Origin of the sequence: Vogesella urethralis (assembly GCF_007644045.2) — a bacterium.
GTDB lineage: Bacteria > Pseudomonadota > Gammaproteobacteria > Burkholderiales > Chromobacteriaceae > Vogesella > Vogesella urethralis.
In genome coordinates this window covers 24,879-50,806 of the sequence record NZ_VMDW02000061.1, presented here as the reverse complement: position 1 = coordinate 50,806, position 25,928 = coordinate 24,879, and the positions used below count along the sequence as shown (strand labels likewise).

Here is a 25,928-nt window from a genome sequence, read left to right as displayed (position 1 = left end):
CGTATTTGTAAATGGATAATGCAAGCGGGGGCGGTATGACGGTGAAGGTCAGGCTGGACAGCTGGTTCTGGCGCTCATTCCTGCGCACGGCGTTGTTGCCGCTGCTGTTCATCGAGCTGGGTTTTCTGCTGATTTACTGGCTTAGTGCGCAGATGATCTACCAGGACAACAGCCGCACCGTGGGCGAGGTGTCCAAGGCGTTCCTGCCGCGCACGGTACAGGCCGAGGCCCGAGCGCTGACCGAACGGCTGGACGCCGTTGCCGGCGTGACCCGCCTGTTTGCCGCCCATGCGCAGCATGCGCTGGACACCCCGTACCAGCCCACCGCCGCCGAACTGGCACGCTACGCGCCGCAGGCCGATGGCAGCGTGGTGACGACTCGTGACAATGGCGGCGCTGCGGCTTTCTACAGCGGCATCGTGCCGCTGGGCGCCGCGCAGCAGCAGGTAATCCAGCGCAGCGTACAGCTGGACCCGTTCATGCGTGACGCCAAGGCCAGCAACCCGCTGATCGCGCAGCTGTACCTGAATACCAAAGATTCCTTCAACCGCATCTACCCGTACTTCGACGTCAAGGGCCAGTACCCGCCGCGGATGGATATTCCGTCGTACAACTTCTATTACGAAGCCGACGCCAAACACAACCCCGGCCGCAAGGCGGTATGGACCGATGCCTATCTGGACCCGGCCGGCCAAGGCTGGATGGTGTCGTCGATTGCGCCGGTATGGCAGGGCAATACGCTGGCCGGCGTGGTAGGCATCGACATCACGCTGCAGACGGTAGTGGACGATCTGCTGAAGCTGGACCTGCCATGGGGCGCCTACGTGATGCTGCTGGGCCGCGACGGCACCATTCTGGCGCTGCCGCCACAAGGCGAGCACGACTGGGCGCTGCAAGAACTGGGCAAGCACAGCTACACCGAAGCCATTCGCCAGAACGTGTTCAAGCCGGAACGTTTCCGTATCGATTTGCAGCCGGAGGGTAAACCGCTGGCCTTGGCCATCAAGCAGCGAGCCAGCGGTTTGCTATCGGTCAAGCTGGCGCACGGCCAGCGCGAGATGGTGGCGTGGTCGCGCGTCGCGGGGCCGGGCTGGACCTTGCTGATGGTAGCGGAAGAGCCGGCCATCCTGGCCGAGGCTTCCCGCCTGCACCAGCGCATGACCGACGTCGGCTGGCTGATGCTGGCCGGGCTGCTGCTGTTCTACGTGGTGTTCTTTGCCTTGCTGGCGCGGCGAGCCCGCCAGATGAGCCAGCAGGTGGTCGCCCCGCTGGCCGACTTCCAGCAGGCAGTGGCCGCCATCGGTGCCGGTGATTACCACGCGCCGATTGCCAGCCAGCGCATTACCGAACTGGACGAGCTGGGCCGCCATATCCGCCAGATGGGCGACCGCCTGGCGCAAGCGGCCAACGTAGAAGAGCAGGCCCGCCACCGCACCGAGCTGGCGCTGTCGGCCGAGCGCCGCATCAACCAGCAACAACAGCATTTCATCGAGGTGCTGTCGCACGAAGTGCGCACGCCGCTGGCGCAGATCGACTCTATCGCGCAAGCCCTGCAGCGCCGCCAGCCTGACGCCGAGGTACTGGCAAGCCGTGTACAGCTGATCCGTGACGCCGGCGAGCGGCTGGCGGCCACGCTGGACCGCAGCCTGCTGGCCTTGTTGCCGGTGGCCGACAATGGCGAACCGCAGCAGCGCGTGGCGGTGTCGCCGCTGCTGGACCAGATCGCGCAGACCACCGCCGCCGGCGAGCGGCTGCAGCGCCAGATCGACGCCGAGCTGACGCCACCGCTGCGCGCTTCGCTATTGCAGGCGGTGCTGCAAGAGCTGGTGGCCAACGCTGTGCGGCACGATAGCGGGCCGATCCACGTGCGTAGCCGGCAGCACGACGGCGCCTGGGAGTTGCAAGTCAGCGGTAGTGGCCCGGCCTTGCCGGCCGACGAGCTACCGCACCTGGCACACGCTTTTTATCGCGGCGCGCAGCAGCGTGCCGATGGCAGCGGCCTGGGGCTGACCATGGTGGCGCGCTTTGTCACCGAAATGGGCGGACAATGGCAACTGGACACCGCCGACGGCCACGGCCTGATCGTGACGGTGCGTTTGCCGCAAGCGGGAGCTGACGATGTCTGAGCAAAAAACCGTCCTCTGTGTCGAGGACGACAACACCATCCGCATGCTGCTGTGCGAAGAGCTGGCCTTTGCCGGCTACCGCGTGCTGCAGGCGCGCGATGGTGCCGAAGGGCTGATCGTCATCCGCGAACAGCAGCCCGACCTGGTGGTGTGCGACGTATCGATGCCGCGCATGAGCGGCTTCGAGTTACTGGAGGCGGTGAACGCCAGCAGCGAAGACCCGGTACCGTTCGTGATGCTGACCGCGCTGGGCGACCGCCAGAACCAGATCCGCGGCCGCGAACTGGGCGTGGTGGATTACCTGGTCAAACCGGTGGATTTCGATCTGCTGCTGGCGTCGGTGGCTTCGCGCATCCAGCGCCGCCGGCGCAGCGACGTGTATGCCGGTGCCGGCAGTCTGTTCCTTACCCGCAACCTGCTGCTGGAGCGGCTGGAATCGGCGCGCCGGGTGGTGGCACCGGTCAGCCTGCTGCTGGTGAAGATAGACAGCTACCTGGGCTTGTCCATCCGCTTGTCGCTGGCCGAGCAGCAGCTGCTGCGCCAGCAAGTGGCCGCCCAGCTGCAAACCTTGGCCGAAGACGGCAAGGTCTACGGCTGGACCGACGGCTGCTGGGCGCTGGTAGAACGCGACGAGCTGGCCGACAACCGGGTACCGGCCAGCCTGCAGCGGCACCAGATTGTGGTGGCCGGCGTTTCGGTGAACTACACCTTCAGCATGCTGCGCATCCGGGTGGACTGGACGTCGCCGGCGCTGCGCCGTCTGGACGCCAGTGCGCTGGTAGAGGCGTGCGCTGTCCACCTCAATTTTCTTAGCGCCGGCAACGCGCGCCGATTCCTTGACCTGGGCGACGCCGATTACCACGCGCTGGAGGCCTCGCGCTACGCGGAACGCAACCTGGCCGAGGCCATCCGCCGTGGCGAGCTGGAGCTGGTGTTCCAGCCGCGGGTGGATATCGCCAGCGGCCGCATTGTCGGCGCCGAGGCGCTGCTGCGCTGGCCTGGTTCCGCCATTGGCGCGCTGTCGCCAGGCTTCTTTGTGCCGGCGGCCGAGCGCATGGGGTTGGCCGCCGAACTGGACCGCTGGGTGATTACCCACATTGTCGCTGCCGCCGGCAAGCTGGTGGCCGCCCGGCCGCAGCTGGTGTTGTCGTTCAACCTGTCCGGGCAAAGCCTGGACGCCGGGGTGCCGGCCTTCATCCGCGACTGCCTGCGCAGCCTGCCGGCGCTGGCGGCCAACCTGGAGATCGAGGTCACCGAAACCTCGATGGCGCACCTGACGCCGGAAGTGGAAGCCGCCATGGCCGCCCTGCGTGGCATGGGCACCAAGCTGGCGGTGGACGACTTCGGCATGGGCTATGCCTCGCTGGCCTATCTCAAGCGCCTGCGCGCCGAAGTGATCAAGATCGACCGCAGTTTTGTCACCGATATCGCGCACGAAGCCATCGATGCCCAGATCGTGGAAGGGCTGATCGGCCTGGCGCGCGCCATGGGTTGCACCGTGGTGGCCGAAGGCGTGGAAAACGCCGACCAGGCCGACGCACTGCAGCAACTGGGCTGCCGTTATGCCCAGGGCTACCATTTCCACCGGCCGATGGCACTGGCCGACCTGCTTGCCTTGCTGGAGGCGCCATGATGACCTTGCCTGAAGACTGGCAGGCCGCCCTGCCGGTGCTGGAACGCCTGGGAACGGCGATCTGGCTGTACCAGTTCAGCCGCCAGACCATAGTCTGGGCCAACCGCGCGGCCTTGCAGCTATGGGACGCGCCGGATCTGGACGCCTTGCAACAGCGCGATTTCAGCGCCAGCAGCGAGGCAGCGCGGCTGCGGCTGGCGACGTATCGCGATGCGTTTAGCCGCGACGAAGTGCTGCGCGAAAGCTGGACCATCTATCCGCGTGGCCGCCCGGTACAGATCAACTGCTATTGCTCGCCGTTCCGGCCCGATACCCCCGACCTGATGCAGGTGGAAGCTTGCCTGCAAGACCAGGAAAGCGATACCTCGCGCGCGCTGGAAATGCTGCGCCATGTGCGCGAGATGGTGTCGCTGTACGACCTGCACGGCCGCGTGCTGCTACGCAACCCGGCCGCGCGTAACTATCTGCCGGCGGCCGACGACGCGCTGGCGGCCAACCTGCAGGACGAGGGCCTGGCGCGCGAGCTGCGCTCGGCGGTATCGGAAAGCCGCGCCGTGCGGCGCATCGTGGACGTGCACCTGGCCGACGGTAGCCAGGCGCGGCACCAGATGCAGATGATCGAAGTGACCGACCCGGCCAATGGCGAACCGGCGCTGCTGGTGAGCCAGCACGACGTGGGCGACCGCGAAAAACTGCTGCAATTGCAGCGCGAGCGCAGCGAAGAGCTGCAAAGCATTCTGGATGCGCTGCCGTTACCAATGGTGATTTCCGAGCTGGACGGTGGCCGTGTGCGCTACGCCAACCGGCTGGCGATCGAGCTGTACGGCATGTGGCTGGGCAGCAGCAGCGAGCTGACGCCGGTGTCGGTGGCGCTGTACGACAAGCCGGAAGACCGCCAGCGCTTTCTGGATCTGCTGATGCTGCAAGGCATGGTGTCCGACTTCCAGACCGTGCTGCGCGACCGCCAGGGCGAGCGTTTCGAGGCCAGCCTGACCAGCTGCCTGGTGGACTATCGCGGCATTCCCAGCGTACTGGCCAGCGTGCTGAACATCTCGCATATCCGCGAGCGCGAGCGCTCGCTGGAAACCACCTTGCTGCACGAGCGCGAACTGCTGGAGATGCAGCGCCGATTTGTGTCGATGGTGTCGCACGAGTACCGCACGCCGCTGTCGGTGATCGACGGCATTGCGCAGCGCATCCTGCGCAACCCGGCACAGTTCAGCGGCGAACAGCTGCTGGCGCGCATGCAGCGCACGCGCGATATGGTGAAGCACATGGTCACGCTCACCGACAGCGTGCTGACGCTGAGCCGGCTGGAGTCGGGGCAGATTACGGTGGAGCTGCAGCCGGTGCGCTTGTTGCCCTTGCTGTCGGAGCTGATCGAGCTGCATCGCGACATCTACCCCGATTGTCAGATCGAGCTGGAGGCCCGCGCCGACGCGCCGCTGACGGTGGATGGCGACGCCGAGCTGTTGCGGCTGATTTTTTCCAACCTGGTGAACAACGCCATCAAGTATTCGCCCAATTGGCAGCGGGTAGCCCTGTATGCCGGCCTGGATGGCGGTCATGTACGGGTGGCCGTGCGCGACTGGGGGGTGGGGATTCCGGAAGCGGAGCAGGAGCGGCTGTTTACCCGCTTCTTCCGTGCCAGCACCTCGCAGGGCATTCCTGGCAGTGGTATCGGGCTGTCGCTGGTGAGGGAGCTGGTGCAGATGCACGGCGGCGAAATCAGTGTGCAAAGCAGTGAGGGCAACGGTTCGGTGTTTACCGTGCTGCTGCCGCTGTCTGCCAGTGTGCACCTGCAAACCGCCGCGGTATGGCAGCCGCCAGCGGGCTAGGTGCGGCACGAGCATGCCCGACCGGCCGGTAAAAAAACAGCGCCGGTTGACGAGGCAAACCGGCGCTGTCTGATATAGCAAGGGCGTCTGCCTGGCAGACGCCCTTGTTACGTGCTTCGGGCTTATTCGGCCTTGGCGGCTTCCAGTGCGATGTTCAGCTTCACTTCGTCGCTGATCGCCGGGATGAAGGTTTTCATGCCGAATTCGCTACGCTTGATGGTCGCCACAGCGTTGGCGCCCCAGGATTCAGTACCGGTCATCGGGTGCTTGGCCTTGGTCACGTTCACCAGCTTCAGGGTGACCGGCTTGGTCACGCCCAGCAGGGTCAGGTTGCCTTTCACTTCAGCCGGCTTGCCGTTCTTGAACTCGACTGCGGTGGACTTGTAGGTCAGGGTCGGGAATTTTTCCACGTTGAAGAAATCGGCGCTCTTCAGGTGCTTGTCGCGGTCGCCCAGGAAGGTTTGCAGCGAGGCGGCATCGATGGTGATGTCCACGCTGCCGGACTTGGCGGCTTCATCCACGGTCAGCTTGCCGGCTACCTTGGTGAAGGTACCGGTCTGGGTGGACAGGCCCAGGTGGTTCACTTCGTAGCTGGCGTAGGTATGGGTGGGGTCAACGTTGTAGGAAACCGGGGCAGCAAAGGCGGCGCCAGCGGTGGCGAACAGGGCGGCAAACAGGGCGGTACGGATCATGTTCTCTCTCCAGAGTAGGGTGGGGCTATCAGTACAAAAACGGTTGATGCGGGTTCCGGGTATCAGGGGTTGACCAGCACCAGACGGAATTTCAGGTCCACGTTGTCGGCGACGGTGCCGGTATCGCTCCAGCTGCCTTCACCGATCTTGAACGCCAGGCGCGAAATCGGCAGCGTGCCGTCCACGGTCAGGGTCTTGCCCTGGGCGGTGGCGGTAAACGGGGCGCTGACGTCGCGGCTGATGCCTTTCAGCGTCAGCTTGCCGTTCACCTGGTAGCGGTTGTTACCCAGCGACTTGATGCTGGTGGACACAAAACGGGCCTGCGGAAACTGGGCGGCGTTGAACCATTCTTTCTTGCGCGCTTCGGCGCTGGCTTCGCCGGTGGGCAACGCGATGCTGCCTACGTCGATGCTGATGTCGGCCTTGCCGGCTTCCGCTTGCGCCGGGTTGAAGTCCACGTTGGCCGCAAACTTCTTGAAGCTGCCGGACATCGGCACGCCCATCTGTTTCAGGGTAAAGGCCAGTTGGCTCTTGGTCAGGTCGACCGGCTGGGCGAAGGCCGGGGCAGCCAGCAGGGCCGCCAACGGCAGAAGGAGTGCTTTTTTCATGGGTGGGTTCCTGTGTGTGCCACGCGGGGTTAGCCGCGCAGGCTCATGCGGCTCAGCAGGCCGTCCTTGTCGATAAAATGGTGTTTCAGCGCGGCGGCTACGTGGCCCAGTACGGCCAGCAGCAGCACGGTATTCAGCAGGCCGTGGATCTGGCCAAGCTGTGGCGCCAGCTCCGGGTTGGCCGCAATCAGGTCGGGCAATTGCCATACACCGAACATCACCACCGGAATGCCGTAGGCCGAGCTCATCAGCCAGCCGGACAGCGGAATGGCAATCATCAAGACGTACAGCAGCAGGTGACCGGCGTGCGCCACCAGGCGGGCGGCGGCGGACATGCTGGCCGGCAGCGCCGGGGCGCCTTTGGCCAGGCGCACCACGATGCGGATGGCCACCAGCAGCAGCACGGCCATGCCGGCCCACTTGTGGTAGCTGATCAGCTGGAACTTGGCCGGCGACAGCGGCAGGCTGTGTACGTATTTGCCGAAGGCGAAGGTACAGACCATCAACACGGCCATCAGGCCATGCAGCACGATTTGCAGCGGGTGGTAACGGGTGTTCTGCGTCATTCTGCTTGCTCCAGTTTCTTGCCGATGGCGGCCCGGAGGGCTGCCAGCAGCGTGATGTGGTGCGCCAGTTCGGCGTCGTCCAGATAATCCATGGCCGCCCCGCAGTGTTCAATCACGTCGGGGAAGGCTTCGTTGAATACGGCCTCGCCAGCCGGTGTCAGTGCCACAAACAGGCTGCGGCGGTCGTGCTCCGGTACAGTGCGCGTGATCAGGCCTTTTTCCAGCAAGCGGTCCAGCACACCGGTAAGGGTGCCCTTGGTGATCAGCGTGCGTTCCGACAGCTCGCGGCAGCTCATGCCTGCGGTGTTGCCCAGCGTGGCGATGACGTCGAATTGCGGGTGCGTCAGGCCGTGCAGGCGGATGCGTTGCGTACTCAGTTGCTCGAACGCCTGGTAGGTGCGAACCAGTTCGCGTACCAGCGGAATCGAGCGGTGCAGGGCGGTCTTTTGTGTCATCTGACGCGTCTCCGAGTAAGTTCTGTGTAGGATAGTTCCAGTTAGTACTAAAAAAAAATCAATCTTTTCTGCAAAACAATTTCAGTAAAACTGAAGAAGCTTTGTCGGCTTTGGGCGAGGCAAGCGGGCAGCAAAAAGCCACCTTGCGGTGGCTTGCTTTGGGGGCGTTACGGCTAGGCGGCGGTGCCGCGTTGCGCGCGCTCTTCACGCGGGGTGATGCCGAAATGGCTGCGGTAGGTGCTGGAAAAGTGCGGGCCGCTGGAAAAACCGCATGCCAGGCCGATCTGCACGATGGATTTGCTGGTTTGCTGCAGCAGCTGACGGGCGCGGCTCAGGCGCAGCTCCAGATAGTACTTGGATGGCACGGTGCCCAGGTGCTGCTTGAACAGCCGCTCCAGCTGGCGGCGTGATACCCCGACGTAGTAGGCGATGTCGTCGGTGGTCAGCGGTTCTTCGATATTGGCTTCCATCAGGCTGACTGCTTCGGTGAGCTTGGGCTGGCTGCCGCCGATGCGGGTAGCCAGCGGAATGCGCTGCCGCTCGCTGCCCGGGCGCAGCCGCTCCATGCTGAACACTTCGGACAGCGTGGCTACAAATTCCTGGCCCAGGTTGGCCGCTACCAGCGCCATCATGAAATCGAAGGTGGCGGCACCGCCGGCACAGCTCAAACGCTGGCCATCCTGTTCAAAAAGATTGGACGATACGATGACGTCGGGAAACTCGTCGGTCAGGCGGCTGATTTCCTGCCAGTGGATGGTGGCGCGGTGCCCGGCCATCAGGCCGGCGCGCGCCAGCCAGTAGCTGCCGCAGCCCACGCCTGCCAGCAGCATGTGTTCGGTCAGTTGGCCGCCGATAGCTTTGGCCAGCTCGTCGGCAGACACGTCGATGCCCACTTCGTCGGCCAGTACCACCAGCACGTCCAGTTTGGGGGCGTGCGCCAGCGGCAGGTCCACCGGCATGCGCATGCCGTTGCTCATGGTGACCATCTCACCGGTCAGCGACAGCGGCAGGAATTCGTAGGCGCGCCGTTCGGCCAGCTGGTTGGCGCGGGTCAGCACCTCGGTGGCGATGGCCAGGTCGGCCATCGAGGCATGGGGCAGGAGCAGGAATCCGAAGCGGACCGGTTTGTTCTGGGCAGTATTGGTGGCCATATCCGTGAGCTGGGTACCGTGCCGGGGCAGCGGGGTGAATCAAGCGCGCATTGTGTCTTGCGCGCCGGTAGCAGGCAATACGCGCTGCGCAAAAAGCAGCCGGCGTGGCGCGATGCCATAAAAAAACGGCGCCATGCAGGTTTTGTAGCCTGCATGGCGCGGGGGAGGCAAGCCGGGCTTACTTCAGGCTGCCGGACAGGAACTGCGCCAGGCGCTCGCTCTTCGGTTGTGCCAGCACTTCGCGCGGGTTGCCTTGCTCTTCGATGCGGCCCTGGTGCAGGAAGATCACGTGGTTGGACACCTCGCGGGCAAAGCCCATTTCGTGGGTCACCACCACCATGGTGCGGCCTTCGCGGGCCAGGTCCTGCATCACGCGCAGCACTTCACCCACCAGCTCCGGGTCCAGCGCCGAGGTCGGCTCGTCGAACAGCATCACTTCCGGTTCCATCGCCAGCGCGCGGGCAATGGCCACACGCTGCTGCTGGCCGCCGGACATGTGCGACGGGTATTTGTCTTCCACGCCTTTGAGGCCAACCTTGTCCAGGTACTTGCGGGCACGGGCGATGGCTTCGTCCTTCGGCACGCCCAGCACGTGGACCGGCGCTTCGATGATGTTTTCCAGCACCGTCATATGCGCCCACAGGTTGAAGTGCTGGAACACCATGGCCAGCTTGGTGCGGATACGTGCCAGCTGTTTGGCGTCGGCGGCCTTCAGCGCGCCGTTGCGCTTGTCGGTGGTCAGCGCCAGTTGCTCGCCAGTGACGGCAATGCTGCCGCTGTTCGGCTGTTCCAGCATGTTGATACAGCGCAGGAAGGTACTCTTGCCGGAGCCGGAAGAGCCGATGATGCTGATCACGTCGCCTGCGTGGGCGGTCAGCGACACGCCTTTCAGGACTTCGTGGCTGCCGTAGCTTTTGTGCAGGTCCTGCACTTGCAGTTTGATGTTGGATGTCTGGTTCATGCTGAGAGCAACTTTCCGGTTTTGAAGGCTTCGGCGCTGGCAACTTTGGCCAGCCACTGTCCTGCAATGGCGTAATGACGGCTATCGGTGGCGTACAGCATGCCGCCACGGTTGGCGCGCAGTGCGGTGACGCGGTCGTTGATCGGGTCGATCACTTCGGCCAGCAGCTGGCCGGGTGCCACCTCGGTGCCCGGGGTAACGTGGTAGTGCACCACGCCGGCGTGCGGTGCCAGCAGGCTTTCCGACCCGGCCAGCGGCGTGGCGGGGTATACCAGCGCCGGCAGCGGGGCGACGTCGCCGCGGATGATGCCGCGGTAGGTCAGAAAGGCCAGCAGTGCGTCGGCGTCCTGCGCTGCCAGCGCGTGGCTGACGTCGGCCTGGCCGCGCAGCTCCACGGTAACCGACAGGCAGGCCATGTCGATGGCGGCGTCGAGCCCGGCTTCCTGCACCAGGTCGCGCAGTTGCCACCATAGCTGGCTGCAGGCTTCGTCGAACGGGTTGTCGCCGGAGTCTTCCGCCAGTAGCGTGGCGGCGGCACCGGTGTAGCGCGCCAGCGGCTCGCACTGCGGCCACAGCGGGGTGCCGGTGTACAGGTGCAGCGCGGCGTCCAGGTCGCAGTGCAGGTCCAGTACCACGTCGGCGTCGCAGGCCAGCAGCATCAGCGTCTTGCGCTGTGCTGCCAGCTCGCTGGCCGGCTCGATGGCGGCCACCATGCTACGCAGGTGCTGGCGCACCAGACGGGTGTTGGCTGCTGCGTCCGAGCCCAGTTGCTCGCGCAGCAGTGCGAACAGCTGGCGGGCGAAGGCCGGGTAGTAACGGTTGAAGTTCTGGCCACTGCCCAGCTCGAAGCGGCCCAGTGCCACGCCGTTCAGGTTCTGGTCCAGACCGATGGGGTTGGCCACCGGCACCAGGATGATCTCGCCGGCCAGGCGGCCTTCGGCTTCCAGTGCGGCCAACCTTTGCTTCAGGTGCCAGGCGGTCATCATGCCCGGCAGCTCGTCGGCGTGCAGGCTGGCCTGGATGTAGACCTTCTGGCCACTGCCCGGGGTGCCGAAATGGAAGCTGCTGATGCTGCGCTGCGTGGTCAGGCTGGGGGACAGCAGCGGGTGATCCTGTCGTTGCATGCCGGTCTCCTTAGTGCTTGCGCGGGGCCAGGTAGGCCAGCCAGCGGCGCTCGGCCAGCTTGAACAGCCAGACGAAGATGAAGGTCAGCACCAGATAGAAGCAGGCCGCCACGATGAACGGTTCAAACGGCATGTAGGTGTCGCTGAACACGCGGCGTGCCACGCCGGTGAGGTCGGCCAGCGTCACTAGGCCGGCAATGGAGGTGGACTGCATCATCATTACCACCTCGTTGCTGTAGGCGGGCAGGGCGCGGCGCAGCGCCGACGGGATGACGATGCGGCGCATCATCAGCCATTTGCTCATGCCCATGGCCTTGGCAGCTTCGATCTCGCCGTAGTGGGTATTGCGGATCTGGCCGGCAATGATCTCGGTGGTATAAGCCGCGGTGTTCAGTGTGAATGCCAGGATGGCGCAGGCGTAGGCTTCGCGCAGGTATTCCCACGCCCAGCTATCGCGCACCCAGTCGAACTGCGACAGGCCGTAATAGATGATGAACAGCTGCACCAGCAGCGGCGTGCCGCGGAACACATAGGTGTACAGCCATACCGCACCGGCAACCACACGGTTTTTCGATACGCGCATCAGCGCCAGCGGTACCGCCAGCAGCAGGCCGCAGGCCAGCGACAGGAACAGCAGCTCCAGCGTCAGTTGCAGGCCGTCGCTGGTGGACAGCATCGGCGCGCCGTCGGCGCCGCCCAGGAAGGCGGGGAATTTTTCCACGATCAGGTTGAAGTCGATCACAGTTCACTCTCCCGTACGCCCAGCGAGTAGCGTTTTTCCAGACGCTTGAGGGCAAAGTCGGACACGCTGGTGATGGCCAGGAAAATGGCACCCACCACGGCGTACACGGTAAACGGTTCCTGGGTAATCGATTTGGCGGTGTCGGCGCGGTACATCACGTCGTTCAGGCCGATGACCGATACCAGGGCGGTGGATTTCACCAGTACCAGCCAGTTGTTGGAAAAACTGGGCAGGGCAAAGCGCACCATCTGCGGGAAGGTAATGCGCAGAAACACACGCAGCGGGCTCATGCCGTAGGCCAGGCCGGCTTCCATCTGCCCCTTGGGTACCGCCATGATGGCGCCACGGAAGGTTTCGGTCATGTAGGCACCGAAGATGAAGCCGATGGTCATCACGCCGGCGAAGAAGGAGTTGATCTCCGGTGCCGGCCAGCCCATGCGGGTACAGAAATCGTTGATCAGCATCTGGCCGCCGAAGAACAGCAGCAGCATCCACACCAGGTCGGGCACGCCGCGCACCACGGTGGAGTACAGCTCGGCCAGCCAGACCAGCGGTTTGGACGGTGCCATCTTGAACATGGCACCAATCAGCCCCAGCACCACGGAAACCGCCAGCGACGCTACTGCAACCTGCAGCGTCAGCACGGTGCCTTCCAGAATGCTGGGAAGATAACCCTGTAGAAACATTGTCTTACTCCGTTGTTCCTGCCTGATGGGGCATGCGGCCAACCCGGGCAGGCCGGCCGCAGCGTTGGCTACGGTTGCCGCCTGTTATTTGCCGTAAATGTCGAAGCTGAAGTACTTCTTCTGGATCTTGTCGTAGCTGCCGTCGGCACGGATCTGCTTCAGCGCCTTGTTGATGCGCTCCAGCAGGGCCTTGTCACCCTTGCGTACCGCAATGCCGGAGCCGATGCCGAAGTACTTCGGGTCGTTGTAATCTGCGCCGACCAAAGCAAAACCCTTGCCATTCGGCGTCTTGACGAAGTCCACGTCACCCACGGCTGCGTCCACGAACGCCGCGTCCACGCGACCGGCTTTCAGGTCGAGGAACGATTCCGGCGCCTTGCCGTAGTTCACCAGCTTGGCACCCAGCTTCACGAAGTGTTCGCGGGCGTATTTTTCCTGGATGGAAGAGCGCAGCACGCCAATCTTCTTGCCCTTGAACCAGGCGTCGTTGATCTGGGTACCGTCGCGCGCCACCAGGCGGCTAGCCATGTTGTAGTACTTGTCGGAGAAATCCACGGCCTTCTTGCGTTCTTCGGTGATGTTCATCGAGGCGATCACGGCGTCGAACTTCTTGGCGTTCAGTGCCGGGATGATGCCGTCGAAGTCCTGCGGCAGCACTTCGCACTGCACCTTCATCGCCGCGCACAGCGCCTGGGCGATGTCCGGATCAAAACCGGTCATCTTGCCGTCGGCCCCCTGTTTGGAGAACGGCGGGTAGCTGGCGTCGGTGGCAAAACGCAGGGTTTCTGCGTGGCTGGCAGTGGTCAGGGCGAGCGCAAGCGCACCCAGCACAAGCAAGGGCTTCTTCATGTTTCTCTCCGGCACGGTGATGTGTTTTTCTGGTTTTGGGGGTGAAAAACCCTGCCTCCGGGCGGAGGCAGGGCGGGGCAGGCAGGGTTAATTGCCGTAAACGTTAAAGTTGAAGTACTTGTCTTGTACTTTCTTGTAGCTGCCATCCTTGCGGATCTGCTCGATGGCTTTGTTCAGGCGTTCGGTCAGGGCGCCATTGCCTTTCTTCACGGCAATGCCGGCACCGCGGCCGAAGTATTTCGGGTCGTTGTAGTCGGGGCCCACGAAGGCGTAGCCCTTGCCCTGCGACGACTTCAGGAAGTCGGTATCGCCCACCACCGAGTCAACGAACACGCCGTCGATACGGCCGGACTTCAGGTCCAGGAAAGCTTCCGGCACTTTGCCGTAGGCCACCAGGGTGGCACCGTTCTTGGCCCAGAAGTCTTTGGCAAATTTTTCCTGGATGGACGCGCGCAGCACGCCGATCTTCTTGCCCTTGAAGCTGCTCTGGTCAACCTTGGTGCCGTCTTTGGCGATCATGCGGCTGGGGGTGTGGTAGTACTTGTTGGTGAAGTCCACCGCTTTCATGCGCTCTTCGGTGATAGACATCGACGACAGAATGGCGTCGAACTTGTTGGCATTCAGCGCCGGGATCAGGCCGTCCCAGTCTTGCGGCACGATCTGGCAGGTCACTTTCATCGCATTGCACAGCGCGTAGGCGATATCCACGTCGAAGCCTTGCAGCTTGCCGTCGGCGCCTTGCTTGGCAAACGGCGGGTAGTTGCCGTCGATACCAAAGCGCAGGGTTTCAGCTTGTGCCGACATGCCGGCAGCGGACAGGGCCATGGCGGCCAGGAAGAGTACTTTTTTCATGCTGCTATAACTCACTTTGAAGATGGTGAACCCCGGTAGCCGGGATCGGGTCTGATGCTGCTGCAGGGCAACAACAGAACACAGTCCGGTGCGGGCCTAACCTTGGTTGCAATTTGTTGTTTTCGCGCCCTCTCTGGCGGAGGGACGGCGAAATCTTTGCATGCATGCCGGGCTGGCACAATCCGCCACGCACCAGGCTGCCGCAGACCGTCTGAAGGGGGCGCATTCTACTGGCTTTTTCTTTTGGAGGGAAATGCGTTAATAAACAATTGCTTAGGCTGTTTTTATGACGTATTGCCGTTTTTTTACGCCTGTTCATTTTGTAATTTGCCGTCGCATTGCTATAAGGCAAAAAGTGCAAGAATTGTCAAATCGGCAACTTTAATGCTTATGGCATTGTGCACTGCAGTTATCGAATGTGTACGTTGATGTCGCAATAAGGAAATCCCTAGGGTGTGGGCACTCTTACAATGCGCCTCACACAACACCTGTGTTCCCAAAACAAATACGAGAAGCAACATGTCGCTTACCAACAAGACTGAATTCCTGAGCCTGATCGAAGATATCCAGGCGATAGCAGAACAGAAGCTGTCCGCGCAGGACGCCGCAAGTCTGGGTGCCTTTGTGCCGCTCTACTTCGAAGAATCCGAACACGCCGATCTGAAGAGCTTCTCGCCGCAAGACCTGTTCGGCGCTGCCATGGCCCATTTCGACTTTGCCAAAAAGCGCAGCAGCGGCCAGGTAAAAGCCCGTATTTACAACCCTGATTTCGAGCGTGACGGCTGGCAGAGCACCCACACCGTGATTGAGATCGTGAACGATGACATGCCGTTCCTGATCGATTCGCTGGCCATGCTGCTGGCACGCCATAACCTGAACCTGCACCTGCTGGTGCACCCGGTGCTGTCGGTTGGCCGCGATGCCGCCGGCCAGATCGCCGAACTGAAGCGCACCGAAGACCGCAGCCTGCCGCTGGAATCGTTCATCCACGTGCAGGTAGACCGCGTCAGCGACCCGGCGGTACTGAAGGCGCTGCAGGAAGACCTGAACAACGTACTGGCCTACCTGCGCCGCGTGGTTGACGACGAGCCGCAGATGCGTGAAGTCGTGGCCGCCCTGCGCGCCGACCTGGCCGCCATCAAGGGCGAGCGCGAGCGCGAAGCCGCCGAAGCGGTGGCCTTCCTGGACTGGATGGCCGCCAATCACTTCATCTTCATGGGCTACTGCGACTACGACTTGGTGAAGCGCGACGGCAACGACAGCCTGAAAATCGTGAAGGACTCCGGCCTGGGCTTCCTGAAAGACCAGGGCAGCAAGGAATACTCCGCCAGCTTCGAAGCCCTGCCGCAAGACCTGCGCGAACTGGCGCACCAGCCGCAGCTGCTGATCCTGAACAAATCGCAGTCCCGTTCGGTGCTGCACCGCCCGGCCTACATGGACTTCGTTGGCATCAAGCGCTTCAACAGCAAGGGCGAGGTGATCGGCGAGCGCCGTTTCCTGGGCCTGTACACCGCCAGCGCCTACCAGCAGTCGCCGAAAGACATTCCGCTGCTGCGCGAAAAAGTGGCCCACGTGGTATCGGCGTGCGACTACGTGGACAACAGCTACAAGGCCAAGACCCTGGGCTTCGTGCTGGAAAGCTACCCGCGTGACGAGCTGTTCGAAATCCCGGCCGAGACCCTGACCCCGATCGTGGAAGGCATCGTCAGCCTGCAGGAGCGCCCGCGTGTGCGCCTGTTCACCCGCAACGACCGCTACCACCGCTATGTGAGCTGCCTGGTATTCGTACCGCGTGACAGCTTCAACACCGAAATCCGCCTCAAGATCGAGCGCGTGCTGATGAATGCCTTCAACGGCGTATCGGCCGAGTTCAGCGTGCAGATCAGCGACAGCACCCTGGCGCGCGTGCACTACATTATCCGCACCCAGGGCGGCCACCTGCCGCAGTACCGTACCCACGAGCTGGAAGCCGACATCGCCCGCGTGGTGCGCGGCTGGCAGGAAGAGCTGCATCACCAGCTGATCGAAACCCACGGCGAAGAGAAGGGCAACCTGCTGTTCAACCGTTACCGTGGCGCGTTCCCGGTGGCTTACCGCGAAGAATTTGCGGCCCGTAATGCCGTGCTGGACATCCAGCTGATCGAAGAAGCTGCTGCCGGCCAAGGCATCAGCATGAAGCTGTACCGCGCGTTCCACCGCGGCCAGGGCTACAACCTGAAGCTGTTCCGTGGCGGTGAGCCGCTGGGCCTGTCTGCCAGCCTGCCGATCCTGGAAAACATGGGCGTGCAGGTGCGCGACGAGCATCCGTACCGTATCGAACTGAACGACACCACGGTGTGGATCAGCGACTTCGGCCTGGAGCTGGGCGGTGCTGCCGAATCGATGCAGGACGAAGCCATCCAGAAAAACTTCCAGGTGTTGCTGTCGCGCGTGTTTGCCAAGCACGTCGAGAACGACGGCTTCAACCGCCTGGCCGTGGTAGCAGGCCTCGACTGGCGTGAAATCACGCTGGTGCGCGCACTGGCCAAGTACCTGCGTCAGGGCGGCCTGACCTTCAGCCAGAGCTATATCGAAAACTGCGTAGCGCATTACCCGGAAATCACCCGTCGCCTGGTACAGCTGTTTGCTGCCCGCCTGCACCCCACCGCGTTTGACGACGCGCGTGCCGCAGCCTTGCAGGAAGAGCTGAAAGACCTGCTGGACGGCGTGGCCAACCTGGACGAAGACCGCATCCTGAACGGCTTCCTGCAGGTGATTCTGGCGACCCGCCGTACCAACTTCTGGCAGAAAGACAGCAGCGGCGAGTTCAAGTCGTACGCGTCGTTCAAGCTGGAATCCAACCTGATCTCCTTCCTGCCGCAACCGCGTCCGATGTTCGAGATCTGGGTGTACAGCCCGCGTGTGGAAGGCGTGCACCTGCGCGGCTCCAAAGTAGCCCGCGGCGGCCTGCGCTGGTCCGACCGCATGGAAGACTTCCGTACCGAAGTGCTGGGTCTGGTGAAAGCCCAGATGGTGAAAAACTCGGTGATCGTGCCGATGGGCTCGAAGGGCGGTTTCGTCGGCAAGCAACTGCCGGCGCCGAGCGACCGTGAAGCCTTCATGGCCGAAGGTATCGCCAGCTACAAGACCTTCATTTCCGCGCTGCTGGACGTGACCGACAACCTGGTGAACGGCCAGATCGTACCGCCGGCCGACGTGCGTCGCCTGGACCCGGACGATCCGTACCTGGTGGTGGCTGCCGACAAGGGCACCGCAACCTTCTCCGACATCGCCAACAGCATTTCCGAAGCCTACGGCTTCTGGCTGGGTGACGCGTTTGCGTCCGGTGGCTCTGCCGGTTACGACCACAAAGGCATGGGCATTACCGCCCGCGGCGCGTGGGAATCGGTAAAACGCCACTTCCGTCATCTGGGCATCAATACCCAGGAGCAGGACTTCAGCGTGATCGGTATCGGTGACATGGCCGGTGACGTGTTCGGTAACGGCATGCTGCTGTCCGAGCACATCTGCCTGAAGGCCGCGTTCAACCACCTGCACATCTTCCTGGACCCGACGCCGAACGCTGCGGTGAGCTTTGCCGAGCGTGCCCGCCTGTTCAACCTGCCGCGTTCCAGCTGGGCGGACTACAACCGCGAGCTGATCTCGGAAGGCGGCGGTATTTTCGAACGCTCTGCCAAGTCCATCCCGCTGTCGCCGCAAGTGAAGGCATGGCTGGAAACCGACAAGGACAGCATGGCGCCGAACGAGCTGATCCACGAACTGCTGAAGGCCAAGGCCGATCTGCTGTACAACGGCGGTATCGGTACCTACGTGAAGGCGTCTACCCAGAGCCACGCCGACGCCCGCGACCGCGCGTGCGACCCGGTACGTGTCAACGGTAACCAGCTGCAGGTCAAAGTGGTAGCCGAAGGCGGCAACCTGACGTGCACCCAGCTGGGCCGTGTCGAGTTTGCCCTGGCCGGCGGCCGCATCTGCACCGACGCCATCGACAACTCGGCCGGTGTGGATTGCTCCGACCACGAAGTGAACATCAAGATTCTGGTAGGCGCCGTGATGCAGGCCGGCGACATGACGCTGAAGCAGCGTAACGACCTGCTGGCCGAGATGACCGAGGAAGTGGGCCACCTGGTACTGCGCAACAACTATCTGCAGACCCAGATCCTGGCCATCAACCGCAGCCATGCTGCGTCCATGCTGAGCACCCACGCCCGCATGATCACGCACATGGAAAAAACCGGTGAGCTGAACCGCGAGATCGAGTACCTGCCGACCGACACCCAGATCAACGAGCGTCGTCTGGCGCGTCAGGGCCTGACCCCGCCGGAAGTGGCCGTACTGCTGGCGTACAGCAAGATTTCGCTGGACCAGGCCATCCTGCGTAGCGATGTGCCGGACGATGCCGACTTCCTGCCGGTGCTGGTGAACTACTTCCCGCAGCCGCTGCAGCAACGCTTTGGCGAGCAGATGAAGCGCCACCACCTGAAGCGCGAGATCATCGCCAACCAGCTGGCCAACCTCATCATCAACCGCATGGGCACCACCTTCGTGTTCCGCCTGCAGGAAGAGTCGTCGTTCTCGGCGGCCGACATCGCCCGTGCGTTCTGGATTGCCAGCCGCGTGTTCGACGCCGAAAGCCTGTGGACCCGCATCGAGCAGCTGGACAACCTGGTGTCTGCCGACCTGCAGGTAGAGATGATGGTGATGGTGCGTACCCTGGTAGAGCGCGTGGTGCGCTGGGTACTGCGCAACCGCCGCAACGCCGGTTCGGTGGACGCGGTCATTGCCCAGTACGCTGCCAAGGTGCAGGCGCTGCTGGCCAAGCTGCCGCAGCTGGTCAGTGCCGAGGCTTACAGCCAGGTAGCGCGTCTGGAAAAACGCCTGAACCAGCCGAACGTACCGGCCGATCTGGCCAGTGTGCTGGCGCGTCTGGAGTTTGCCGTACCGCTGATGGACATCATCGAGATCGGCGAGGGCAGTGCGCTGTCGCTGGACGACGTGGCGGCCAACTACCTGCAACTGGGCCGCGACCTGCAACTGGACTGGCTGCGTGCCGCCATTACCCAGCTGCCGCGCGACAACCGCTGGCAATCGCTGGCCCGCAGCGCGCTGCGTGACGACCTGTACCGCCAGCACCGCTCGCTGACCCAGAGCGCGATGGCGGTGTCGCAAGACGCCGATTTCGTGCCGCAATGGCTGAAACAGCGTGCGACCGACGTCGAGGCTTGCCAGCAGATGTTTGCCGAGCTGCAATCGTTCGAAGCGCTGGATCTGGCCATGTTGTCCGCCGGCATGCGCGAGCTGAACAACCACCTGCTCGCCTAAGCCACCCCGTTTCGCATTACTCCCTTACAAGCCGACCGCAAGGTCGGCTTTTTTTTGTTGTCGGCGCGCGACAAACAAGCGTTTGACATGGCTGTGCATGCCTGCCGCCCTTTGGTGCACTTCCATGCCGAACAGACGGCAAAACCGGCAGATTCTTTTCAATAAATGCAATAAGCATGCACTGTGCGGGTGCGCGCAATCTTTGTCGTATCAGTCGCTTGCAGTGTTTTGCAAAAAAGCTGCGTTAGGTAGTTTGTTTTATTAAACGGGGCGATTAAATTAATGGACACCTGTACACAGAGACAGGAAGACAAACCACAGGGCAGGGTCGTGCCCTAGCGCTTTACTTCGTTAAAGATGCTGGTTAATCTGATAAAAACGAAACAATATTCCGCATAGCGGAACTACTCAGGAAGGACATGATGAGCGAGAAACACACGGCCTCCGACACCCTCGTCAGTTTTCGCGGGGTGCAGAAGAGCTATGACGGCGAATCCCTGATCGTCAAGAACCTGGATCTGGACATTCGCAAGGGCGAATTCCTGACCATGCTGGGGCCGTCCGGCTCCGGCAAGACCACCTGCCTGATGATGCTGGCCGGTTTCGAAACCCCCACCCACGGCGAGATCCGCCTCGGCGACAAGCTGCTGAACCACGTGCCGCCGCACAAGCGCAACATCGGCATGGTGTTCCAGAACTACGCGCTGTTCCCGCACATGACGGTGGCCGAGAACCTGGCCTACCCGCTGACCATCCGCAAGATGAGCAAATCCGAGATTGCCGACCGCGTGAAGAAAGCGCTGGGCATGGTGAAGCTCGACGCGCTGGCCAACCGCTACCCCGGCCAGATGTCCGGCGGCCAGCAGCAACGCGTGGCGCTGGCCCGTGCGCTGGTATTCGAACCGCAGCTGGTGCTGATGGACGAGCCGCTGGGCGCGCTGGACAAACAACTGCGCGAGCACATGCAGCTGGAGATCAAGCACATCCACGAAAACCTGGGCATTACCGTGGTGTACGTTACCCACGACCAGGGCGAGGCGCTGACCATGTCCGACCGCGTGGCGGTGTTCAAGGACGGCATCATCCAGCAGATCGATGCGGCCAACGTGCTGTACGAAAAGCCGGTCAACTCCTTTGTGGCCAACTTCATTGGCGAGAACAACACCCTGCACGGTGAAGTGGTGGCGGTACAAGACCAGCACTGTACCGTGCGCCTGGGCAATGGCCAGACGGTACAAGCGTCGGCCATTTGCGTGAACCAGGCCGGCGACGCTACCTCGATGTCCATCCGCCCCGAGCGTGTGCGTCTGAACCGCCACGCCGAAGCCTGCGAGAACCGCCTGCAAGCCAAGCTGGCCGAGTTCATCTACTTCGGCGATCACGTCCGCTTGCGGCTGGATGTGGCTGGCCAGACCGGTTTCATGGTGAAAGTGCCGGCCGGCGAGCTGGACAGCAGCTGGAAGGTAGGCGACAGCCTCGACATCGGCTGGATGGCGCGTGACATCCGCGCGCTGGATGCTTCCGTTTATACGCATTAAAAAAGCCCGAGCAAACGGGCGAATTCAACGTCCTGCAAAGCGATATCCCCAGAGGAGTTATGAACATGAACAAAAACACCCCGCGTCTGATTGCCCTGTCCGTTGCTGTTGCCCTGGCCGCGCCGGCCATGGCCAAGGACCTCACCGTCATTTCTTTCGGTGGCGCCAACAAGGATGCGCAAGCCGTGGCGTACTACCAGACTTTCGAGAAAGCGACCGGCCACAAGATCACCGCCGGTGACTACAACGGCGAGATGGCCAAGATCAAGGCCATGGTCGACGCCAAGAAAGTGACCTGGGATGTGGTGGAAGTGGAATCGCCGGAGCTGCTGCGCGGCTGCGAAGAAGGCCTGTTCGAGAAGATCGACTGGGCTAAAGTGGGCAAGAAACCGGACTTCGTGAAGGCGGCTGTTTCCGAATGTGGCGTGGGCATTTTCGTGTGGTCCACCGCTATGGCCTACAACGCCGACAAGCTGAAAACCGCGCCGCAAACCTGGGCCGATTTCTGGGACGTGAAGAAGTTTCCGGGCAAACGCGGTCTGCGCAAGGGCGCCAAGTACACGCTGGAGTTCGCACTGCAAGCTGATGGCGTGAAACCGGCTGACGTATACAAAGTGCTGGCCACCAAGGCTGGTGTGGACCGTGCCTTCAAGAAACTGGACCAGCTGAAGCCGAACATCCAGTGGTGGGAAGCCGGCGCCCAGCCGCCGCAGTTCCTGGCCTCCGGCGACGTAGTGATGAGCTCGGCCTACAACGGCCGTATCGACACCGCGCAGAAAGAAGGCAAGAACCTGAAAGTGGTGTGGACCGGCAGCGTGTACGACGTTGACTCCTGGGCCATTCCGAAAGGTTCGCCGAAGCTGAAAGAGGCGATGGATTTCATCAAGCACGCCAGCCTGCCGGAAAACCAGGCCGTGTACTCCAACAAGATCGCCTACGGCCCGACCAACCTGAAAGCCATCCAGAAGGTAGACCCGAAGTCGGCGACCAACCTGCCGACCTGGCCGGCCAACCTGAAAAACGCGCTGGCCCTGGACGTGAACTTCTGGGTTGAGCATGGTGAAGAGCTGGAAGAGCGCTTCAACGCCTGGGCTGCCCGCTAAGCTGCTGCCTGTTGCCTGAACCATCCCGCCTAGCCCCACCGGGCTGGCGGGATTTTGCCGGAAGCGATACCCACCATGTCCCAAACCCTTTCCGTCAAAACACCGTTGACGGCGGCCGATGGCGAGCCGTTGACCGTGAAACTGGCGCGCGAGCGCCGCAACAAGCAGTTGAAGGCCGTTGCCCTGGTTGCACCGCTGGCCATCTTTCTGCTGCTGACCTTTCTGGTGCCCATTTTCATGCTGCTTGGCCGCAGCGTGGATAACCCGGAGGTGGTCACCAACCTGCCGGCCACCAGCAAGCTGATCGCCAGCTGGGACCGCCGGGCCTTGCCGTCGGAAGATGTGTTCCAGGCCATGGCACGCGACCTGACCGCGGCCAAAGAAGCCAAAACCGTTTCTGAAGTGGCCAAGCGCCTGAACATGGACATCAGCGGTTTCCGCTCGCTGATCCAGAAAACCGCGCGCAAGATGCCGCTGGAGTTGGCCGCAGGCGAAAGCATGCGCGACCGCTTCATCCAGATCGACGAGCGCTGGGGCGACCCCGACCACTGGCACGTGATCGCCAAGAACGCCAAGTCGTGGACGCCGTACTATCTGTACAGCTCGCTGGACTTGCGTGAAACCAAGGCCGGTACGCCGGAACTGGCGCCGGAAGAGGAGCGCGCTTTTGTCAGCATCTTCGGCCGTACGCTGTGGATCAGCTTTTGGGTGACGGCATTTTGCCTGCTGTTGGGTTACCCCTTGGCCTATTGGCTGGCCAACCTGCCTGCCCGTCAGAGCAACCTGCTGATGATTCTGGTGCTGCTGCCGTTCTGGACTTCGGTGCTGGTGCGTGTAGCGTCGTGGATCGTGCTGCTGCAACGCGAAGGCCTGATCAACAGCGCGCTGATGAACCTGGGCTTGATTGGCGAGCCGCTGCAGCTGGCGTTCAACCGGGTCGGCGTTTACATCGCCATGGTGCACATCCTGTTGCCGTTCGTGATCCTGCCGGCTTACAGCGTGATGAAGAGTATTCCGCAAACCTATATGCGCGCTGCCATTTCGCTGGGTGACCACCCGTTTGCCGCCTTCTGGAAGATCTACTTCCCACAGACGGTTGCCGGTGTGGCTGCAGGTGCCTTGCTGGTATTCATCATGTGTATCGGCTACTACATCACCCCGGCCCTGCTGGGCAGCCCGGAAGAGCAGATGGTGAGCTACTACGTGGCGTTCTATACCAACGTCACCATCAACTGGGGCATGGCCGCCGCGCTGGGCAGCCTGTTGCTGATCGCCACCATGACGCTGTACGCGGTGTACAGCAAGCTGGTGGGTGCCAACAAACTGAGTCTGGGGTAAGAAGACATGCTGCCAACTTATGCTTCGCCTATCGAGCGCATCTGGTACTGGGGCTTCCGCATTTTCTGCGTGCTGATCCTGATCTTCCTGGTGTCGCCACTGCTGGTGATCGTGCCGCTGTCGTTCTCGGCCGATACCTTCCTGCTGTACCCGATCAAGTCGTTCTCGCTGCGCTGGTACGAGGAATTCTTCGGCAACGGCGTGTGGCTGACGTCGCTGAAGAACAGCTTCATCGTGGCACCGGCTGCCACGCTGCTGGCGACCACGCTGGGCACGCTGGCCGCCGTGGGCCTGACCTCGTCGGACTTCCCCGGCAAGTCGGTGCTGATGAGCGTGCTGATCTCGCCGATGGTGGTGCCGGTGGTGATCGTCGGGGTAGGGGCCTACCTGTTCTTCGCCCCGCTGGGCTTGTCCAACAGCTACCTGGCGCTGATCCTGGTACACACCGCACTGGGCGTGCCCTTTGTGGTGATTACCGTGTCGGCCACGCTGCGCGGCTTCAATGCCAACCTGATCCGCGCCAGTGCCAGTCTGGGTGCCAACCCGGTCACCACCTACCGTCGCATCGTGCTGCCGCTGATTGCGCCGGGCGTGATCTCGGGTGCGCTGTTCGCCTTTGCCACCTCGTTCGACGAAGTGGTGGTAACGCTGTTCCTGGCCGGCCCGGAGCAAACCACGCTGCCGCGCCAGATGTTTGGCGGTATCAAGGAAAACATCAGCCCGGCTATTGCTGCCGCGGCCACGGTGCTGATCCTGTTCTCCATCGCCTTGCTGCTGACGCTGGAATGGTTGCGTGGCCGGGCCGAGAAGACGCGCACCAGCGCGGCCTGATGCCAGGCTGGTACCAAGCAAAAGCCCCTGCCGGATGGCAGGGGCTTTTTTGATAGCGATGCGATTTGTCAGGGCGTGAGAATGACCACTTTGGCGGGGGTGATGCTGGCTGGCGGTGATACCTGCGGGGCATCGTAAAAGATACTCACACCATCGATGATCCTGACTTGCCCTGCGGTGATGCGGGTGTTGTCTGTAACGCTATTCACTACCTGTACTGAGCCATCATCCAGGATGAGAATCAAGCTCTTGGCCTGTGCGGTTAGGCTTGATAGCAGGCAGCAGAGACCGAGAAGGCAGGCGTATTTGAGTGAATGAAGGGTGGCTATGATGGGCATGGTTGCGTTCCTGCAGGTGGTGAGATGACTGCCCAGCATGCAGCGGCTGATCATGTTGATAAAATGCATTTTGCATTATTTATGGGTGGGTGTGGGTTTTGCGCTACGTCGTGCCTGGCTGGCACCAAGCAAAAGCCCCTGCCGGATGGCAGGGGCTTTGTGTGACGGCAAGGTTGGCCGCAGCCGCTCAGAACAGCTCGATATCCCCCTCGTGTGACACTTGCGGCGTAATGTTGCCCTGTTGCAGCAGCTGGTCGTAGGCACATACCTGGTTGCGACCGTGCTCCTTGGCGTAGTACAGCGCGCGGTCGGCCTGCTCCACCACATTGGCCGGCAGCATCTGGCCCTGGATGCCGACATGGCCGATGCTGATGGTGACGTGGCCAACTTGCGGAAAGCTGAAGGCGGCAATGCTCTGCCGCAGGGTGTCCAGCCGCGTCTGGGCCAGTGCCGGTTCGTCACGCAGGATGATGCCGAACTCCTCGCCACCGTAACGGTACAGTTGGGCGTAGGGGCCCAGGATCTGCTCCATGTGATGCGCGACCAGCAGCAGCACCTCGTCGCCGACGATGTGGCCGTAGCGGTCGTTTACCAGCTTGAAATGGTCGATGTCCACCAGCGCCAGGGTTGGCTGCCCGTTGCCCTGGGCCAGCAGTTCGTACAACCGCGCATCGAACGAGCGCCGGTTCAGCAGGCCGGTCAGCATGTCGCGCTCGGCGTCGTATAGCAGGCGCAGGTAATTTTCGTGGATGCGTACCATGCCGCTCAGAAAACCGGCTTCGTCCGGGGTGAGCGGGCTGTGTTCGATTTGCAGCAGGGCAATGATGGCATTCTTCTGGTAGATCACTTGCCAGATATGCCCGGCGTATTGCAAAGGCTCGCGCTGCTCCAGGCCTATGGCAATGGCCTTGCGGGCGTCGTCACCGGCCGCAATCCAGCCGCAGCCTTCCGGCGTGATCAGCTGGCCGTGATCGTCGCTGACTTGTAGCAGTTTCAGTTCGGGCAGCGTCTCCGGATAACGCACGGCGAACAGCGAGATGCTGACACTTCCCAGAAAGCCGCCCAGCAGCTCCAGCAATGCCCGCTCCAGCTCGCGCTGTTCTCGCTGCGAGGTGAGCTTCGCCATCTGTTCCATCAGCGTGGCGATACTGGCCGGAGGTAAGGAGGGGTGCATG

Annotated in this window: 21 protein-coding genes; 8 read left to right on the top strand and 13 right to left on the bottom strand. The window is 62.4% G+C overall.

Features of this window, described 5'->3' with window-relative positions; all coding sequences use genetic code 11:
- The first annotated feature begins 11 nt into the window (after window positions 1-11).
- Genes FLQ03_RS04955 through FLQ03_RS04945 form a run of 3 tightly spaced genes read left to right on the top strand, consistent with a single transcriptional unit; the run spans window position 12 to window position 5,597 of the window.
- Window positions 12-2,126 (top strand): sensor histidine kinase, encoded by a 2,115-nt coding sequence (locus FLQ03_RS04955; RefSeq protein ID WP_144372854.1) that lies wholly within the window; start codon window positions 12-14, stop codon window positions 2,124-2,126.
- Entirely contained in the window at window positions 2,119-3,759 is a 1,641-nt protein-coding gene (locus tag FLQ03_RS04950) for an EAL domain-containing response regulator (RefSeq protein ID WP_144372853.1), read from the top strand. Before FLQ03_RS04955 ends, FLQ03_RS04950 begins: the two co-directional genes overlap by 8 nt.
- Window positions 3,756-5,597: a sensor histidine kinase gene (locus FLQ03_RS04945; RefSeq protein ID WP_144372852.1), complete on the top strand. Its 1,842-nt coding sequence runs from the start codon at window positions 3,756-3,758 to the stop codon at window positions 5,595-5,597. Before FLQ03_RS04950 ends, FLQ03_RS04945 begins: the two co-directional genes overlap by 4 nt.
- Window positions 5,598-5,719: 122 nt before the next feature.
- On the opposite strand, the gene FLQ03_RS04940 is transcribed toward FLQ03_RS04945, so the two are convergent.
- The 11 genes from FLQ03_RS04940 to FLQ03_RS04890 form a co-directional block, all read right to left on the bottom strand.
- The gene (locus FLQ03_RS04940) at window positions 5,720-6,289 is read right to left on the bottom strand and encodes a YceI family protein (RefSeq protein ID WP_144372851.1); all 570 of its coding nucleotides are present in this window, start codon (window positions 6,287-6,289) and stop codon (window positions 5,720-5,722) included.
- Window positions 6,290-6,351: 62 nt separating this feature from the next.
- Window positions 6,352-6,897 carry a YceI family protein gene (locus FLQ03_RS04935; RefSeq protein ID WP_144372850.1) on the bottom strand — a complete coding sequence of 182 codons (546 nt, stop codon included), beginning with the start codon at window positions 6,895-6,897 and terminating at the stop codon, window positions 6,352-6,354.
- Window positions 6,898-6,926: 29 nt separating this feature from the next.
- A complete protein-coding gene (locus tag FLQ03_RS04930) occupies window positions 6,927-7,463 on the bottom strand; it encodes a cytochrome b (RefSeq protein ID WP_144372849.1) in 537 nt (178 codons plus the stop codon).
- A complete protein-coding gene (locus FLQ03_RS04925; RefSeq protein WP_144372848.1) occupies window positions 7,460-7,918 on the bottom strand; it encodes a MarR family winged helix-turn-helix transcriptional regulator in 459 nt (152 codons plus the stop codon). The genes FLQ03_RS04930 and FLQ03_RS04925 overlap by 4 nt, the downstream gene beginning before the upstream one ends.
- A gap of 173 nt (window positions 7,919-8,091) precedes the next feature.
- Window positions 8,092-9,069: a GlxA family transcriptional regulator gene (locus tag FLQ03_RS04920; protein WP_144372847.1), complete on the bottom strand. Its 978-nt coding sequence runs from the start codon at window positions 9,067-9,069 to the stop codon at window positions 8,092-8,094.
- A 178-nt stretch (window positions 9,070-9,247) separates the two neighbouring features.
- Entirely contained in the window at window positions 9,248-10,030 is a 783-nt protein-coding gene (locus FLQ03_RS04915) for an ABC transporter ATP-binding protein (protein WP_144372846.1), read from the bottom strand.
- Window positions 10,027-11,154, bottom strand: coding sequence for a succinylglutamate desuccinylase/aspartoacylase family protein (locus FLQ03_RS04910; RefSeq protein ID WP_144372845.1), 1,128 nt, complete (start codon window positions 11,152-11,154; stop codon window positions 10,027-10,029). Before FLQ03_RS04910 ends, FLQ03_RS04915 begins: the two co-directional genes overlap by 4 nt.
- A gap of 10 nt (window positions 11,155-11,164) precedes the next feature.
- On the bottom strand, window positions 11,165-11,896 hold the full coding sequence (locus FLQ03_RS04905; protein WP_144372844.1) for an ABC transporter permease: 732 nt from the start codon (window positions 11,894-11,896) through the stop codon (window positions 11,165-11,167).
- Complete coding sequence (locus FLQ03_RS04900; RefSeq protein WP_144372843.1) at window positions 11,893-12,582, bottom strand: ABC transporter permease; 690 nt, start codon at window positions 12,580-12,582, stop codon at window positions 11,893-11,895. The genes FLQ03_RS04905 and FLQ03_RS04900 overlap by 4 nt, the downstream gene beginning before the upstream one ends.
- An 84-nt stretch (window positions 12,583-12,666) precedes the next feature.
- Window positions 12,667-13,431, bottom strand: a complete 765-nt coding sequence (locus FLQ03_RS04895) for an ABC transporter substrate-binding protein (RefSeq protein WP_144372842.1) — start codon at window positions 13,429-13,431, stop codon at window positions 12,667-12,669.
- Window positions 13,432-13,518: 87 nt separating this feature from the next.
- Entirely contained in the window at window positions 13,519-14,283 is a 765-nt protein-coding gene (locus FLQ03_RS04890) for an ABC transporter substrate-binding protein (RefSeq protein WP_144372841.1), read from the bottom strand.
- A gap of 519 nt (window positions 14,284-14,802) precedes the next feature.
- Here FLQ03_RS04890 and FLQ03_RS04885 point away from each other — a divergent pair.
- From FLQ03_RS04885 to FLQ03_RS04865, 5 genes are all read left to right on the top strand, one after another.
- On the top strand, window positions 14,803-19,605 hold the full coding sequence (locus tag FLQ03_RS04885) for an NAD-glutamate dehydrogenase (protein ID WP_144372840.1): 4,803 nt from the start codon (window positions 14,803-14,805) through the stop codon (window positions 19,603-19,605).
- Between the two features lie 422 nt (window positions 19,606-20,027).
- Window positions 20,028-21,143 carry an ABC transporter ATP-binding protein gene (locus FLQ03_RS04880; RefSeq protein WP_144372839.1) on the top strand — a complete coding sequence of 372 codons (1,116 nt, stop codon included), beginning with the start codon at window positions 20,028-20,030 and terminating at the stop codon, window positions 21,141-21,143.
- A 65-nt stretch (window positions 21,144-21,208) separates the two neighbouring features.
- Complete coding sequence (locus FLQ03_RS04875) at window positions 21,209-22,246, top strand: ABC transporter substrate-binding protein (RefSeq protein ID WP_144372838.1); 1,038 nt, start codon at window positions 21,209-21,211, stop codon at window positions 22,244-22,246.
- Between the two features lie 75 nt (window positions 22,247-22,321).
- A complete protein-coding gene (locus tag FLQ03_RS04870; RefSeq protein WP_144372837.1) occupies window positions 22,322-23,584 on the top strand; it encodes an ABC transporter permease in 1,263 nt (420 codons plus the stop codon).
- 6 nt (window positions 23,585-23,590) lie between these two features.
- Complete coding sequence (locus FLQ03_RS04865) at window positions 23,591-24,415, top strand: ABC transporter permease (RefSeq protein ID WP_144372836.1); 825 nt, start codon at window positions 23,591-23,593, stop codon at window positions 24,413-24,415.
- Window positions 24,416-24,483: 68 nt separating this feature from the next.
- Here FLQ03_RS04865 and FLQ03_RS04860 read toward each other — a convergent pair whose 3' ends face one another.
- Together FLQ03_RS04860 and FLQ03_RS04855 are read right to left on the bottom strand one after the other, a co-directional pair.
- Window positions 24,484-24,753: a hypothetical protein gene (locus FLQ03_RS04860; protein ID WP_144372835.1), complete on the bottom strand. Its 270-nt coding sequence runs from the start codon at window positions 24,751-24,753 to the stop codon at window positions 24,484-24,486.
- A gap of 187 nt (window positions 24,754-24,940) precedes the next feature.
- A complete protein-coding gene (locus FLQ03_RS04855) occupies window positions 24,941-25,927 on the bottom strand; it encodes a GGDEF domain-containing protein (RefSeq protein ID WP_144372834.1) in 987 nt (328 codons plus the stop codon).
- Window position 25,928 lies beyond the last annotated feature (1 nt).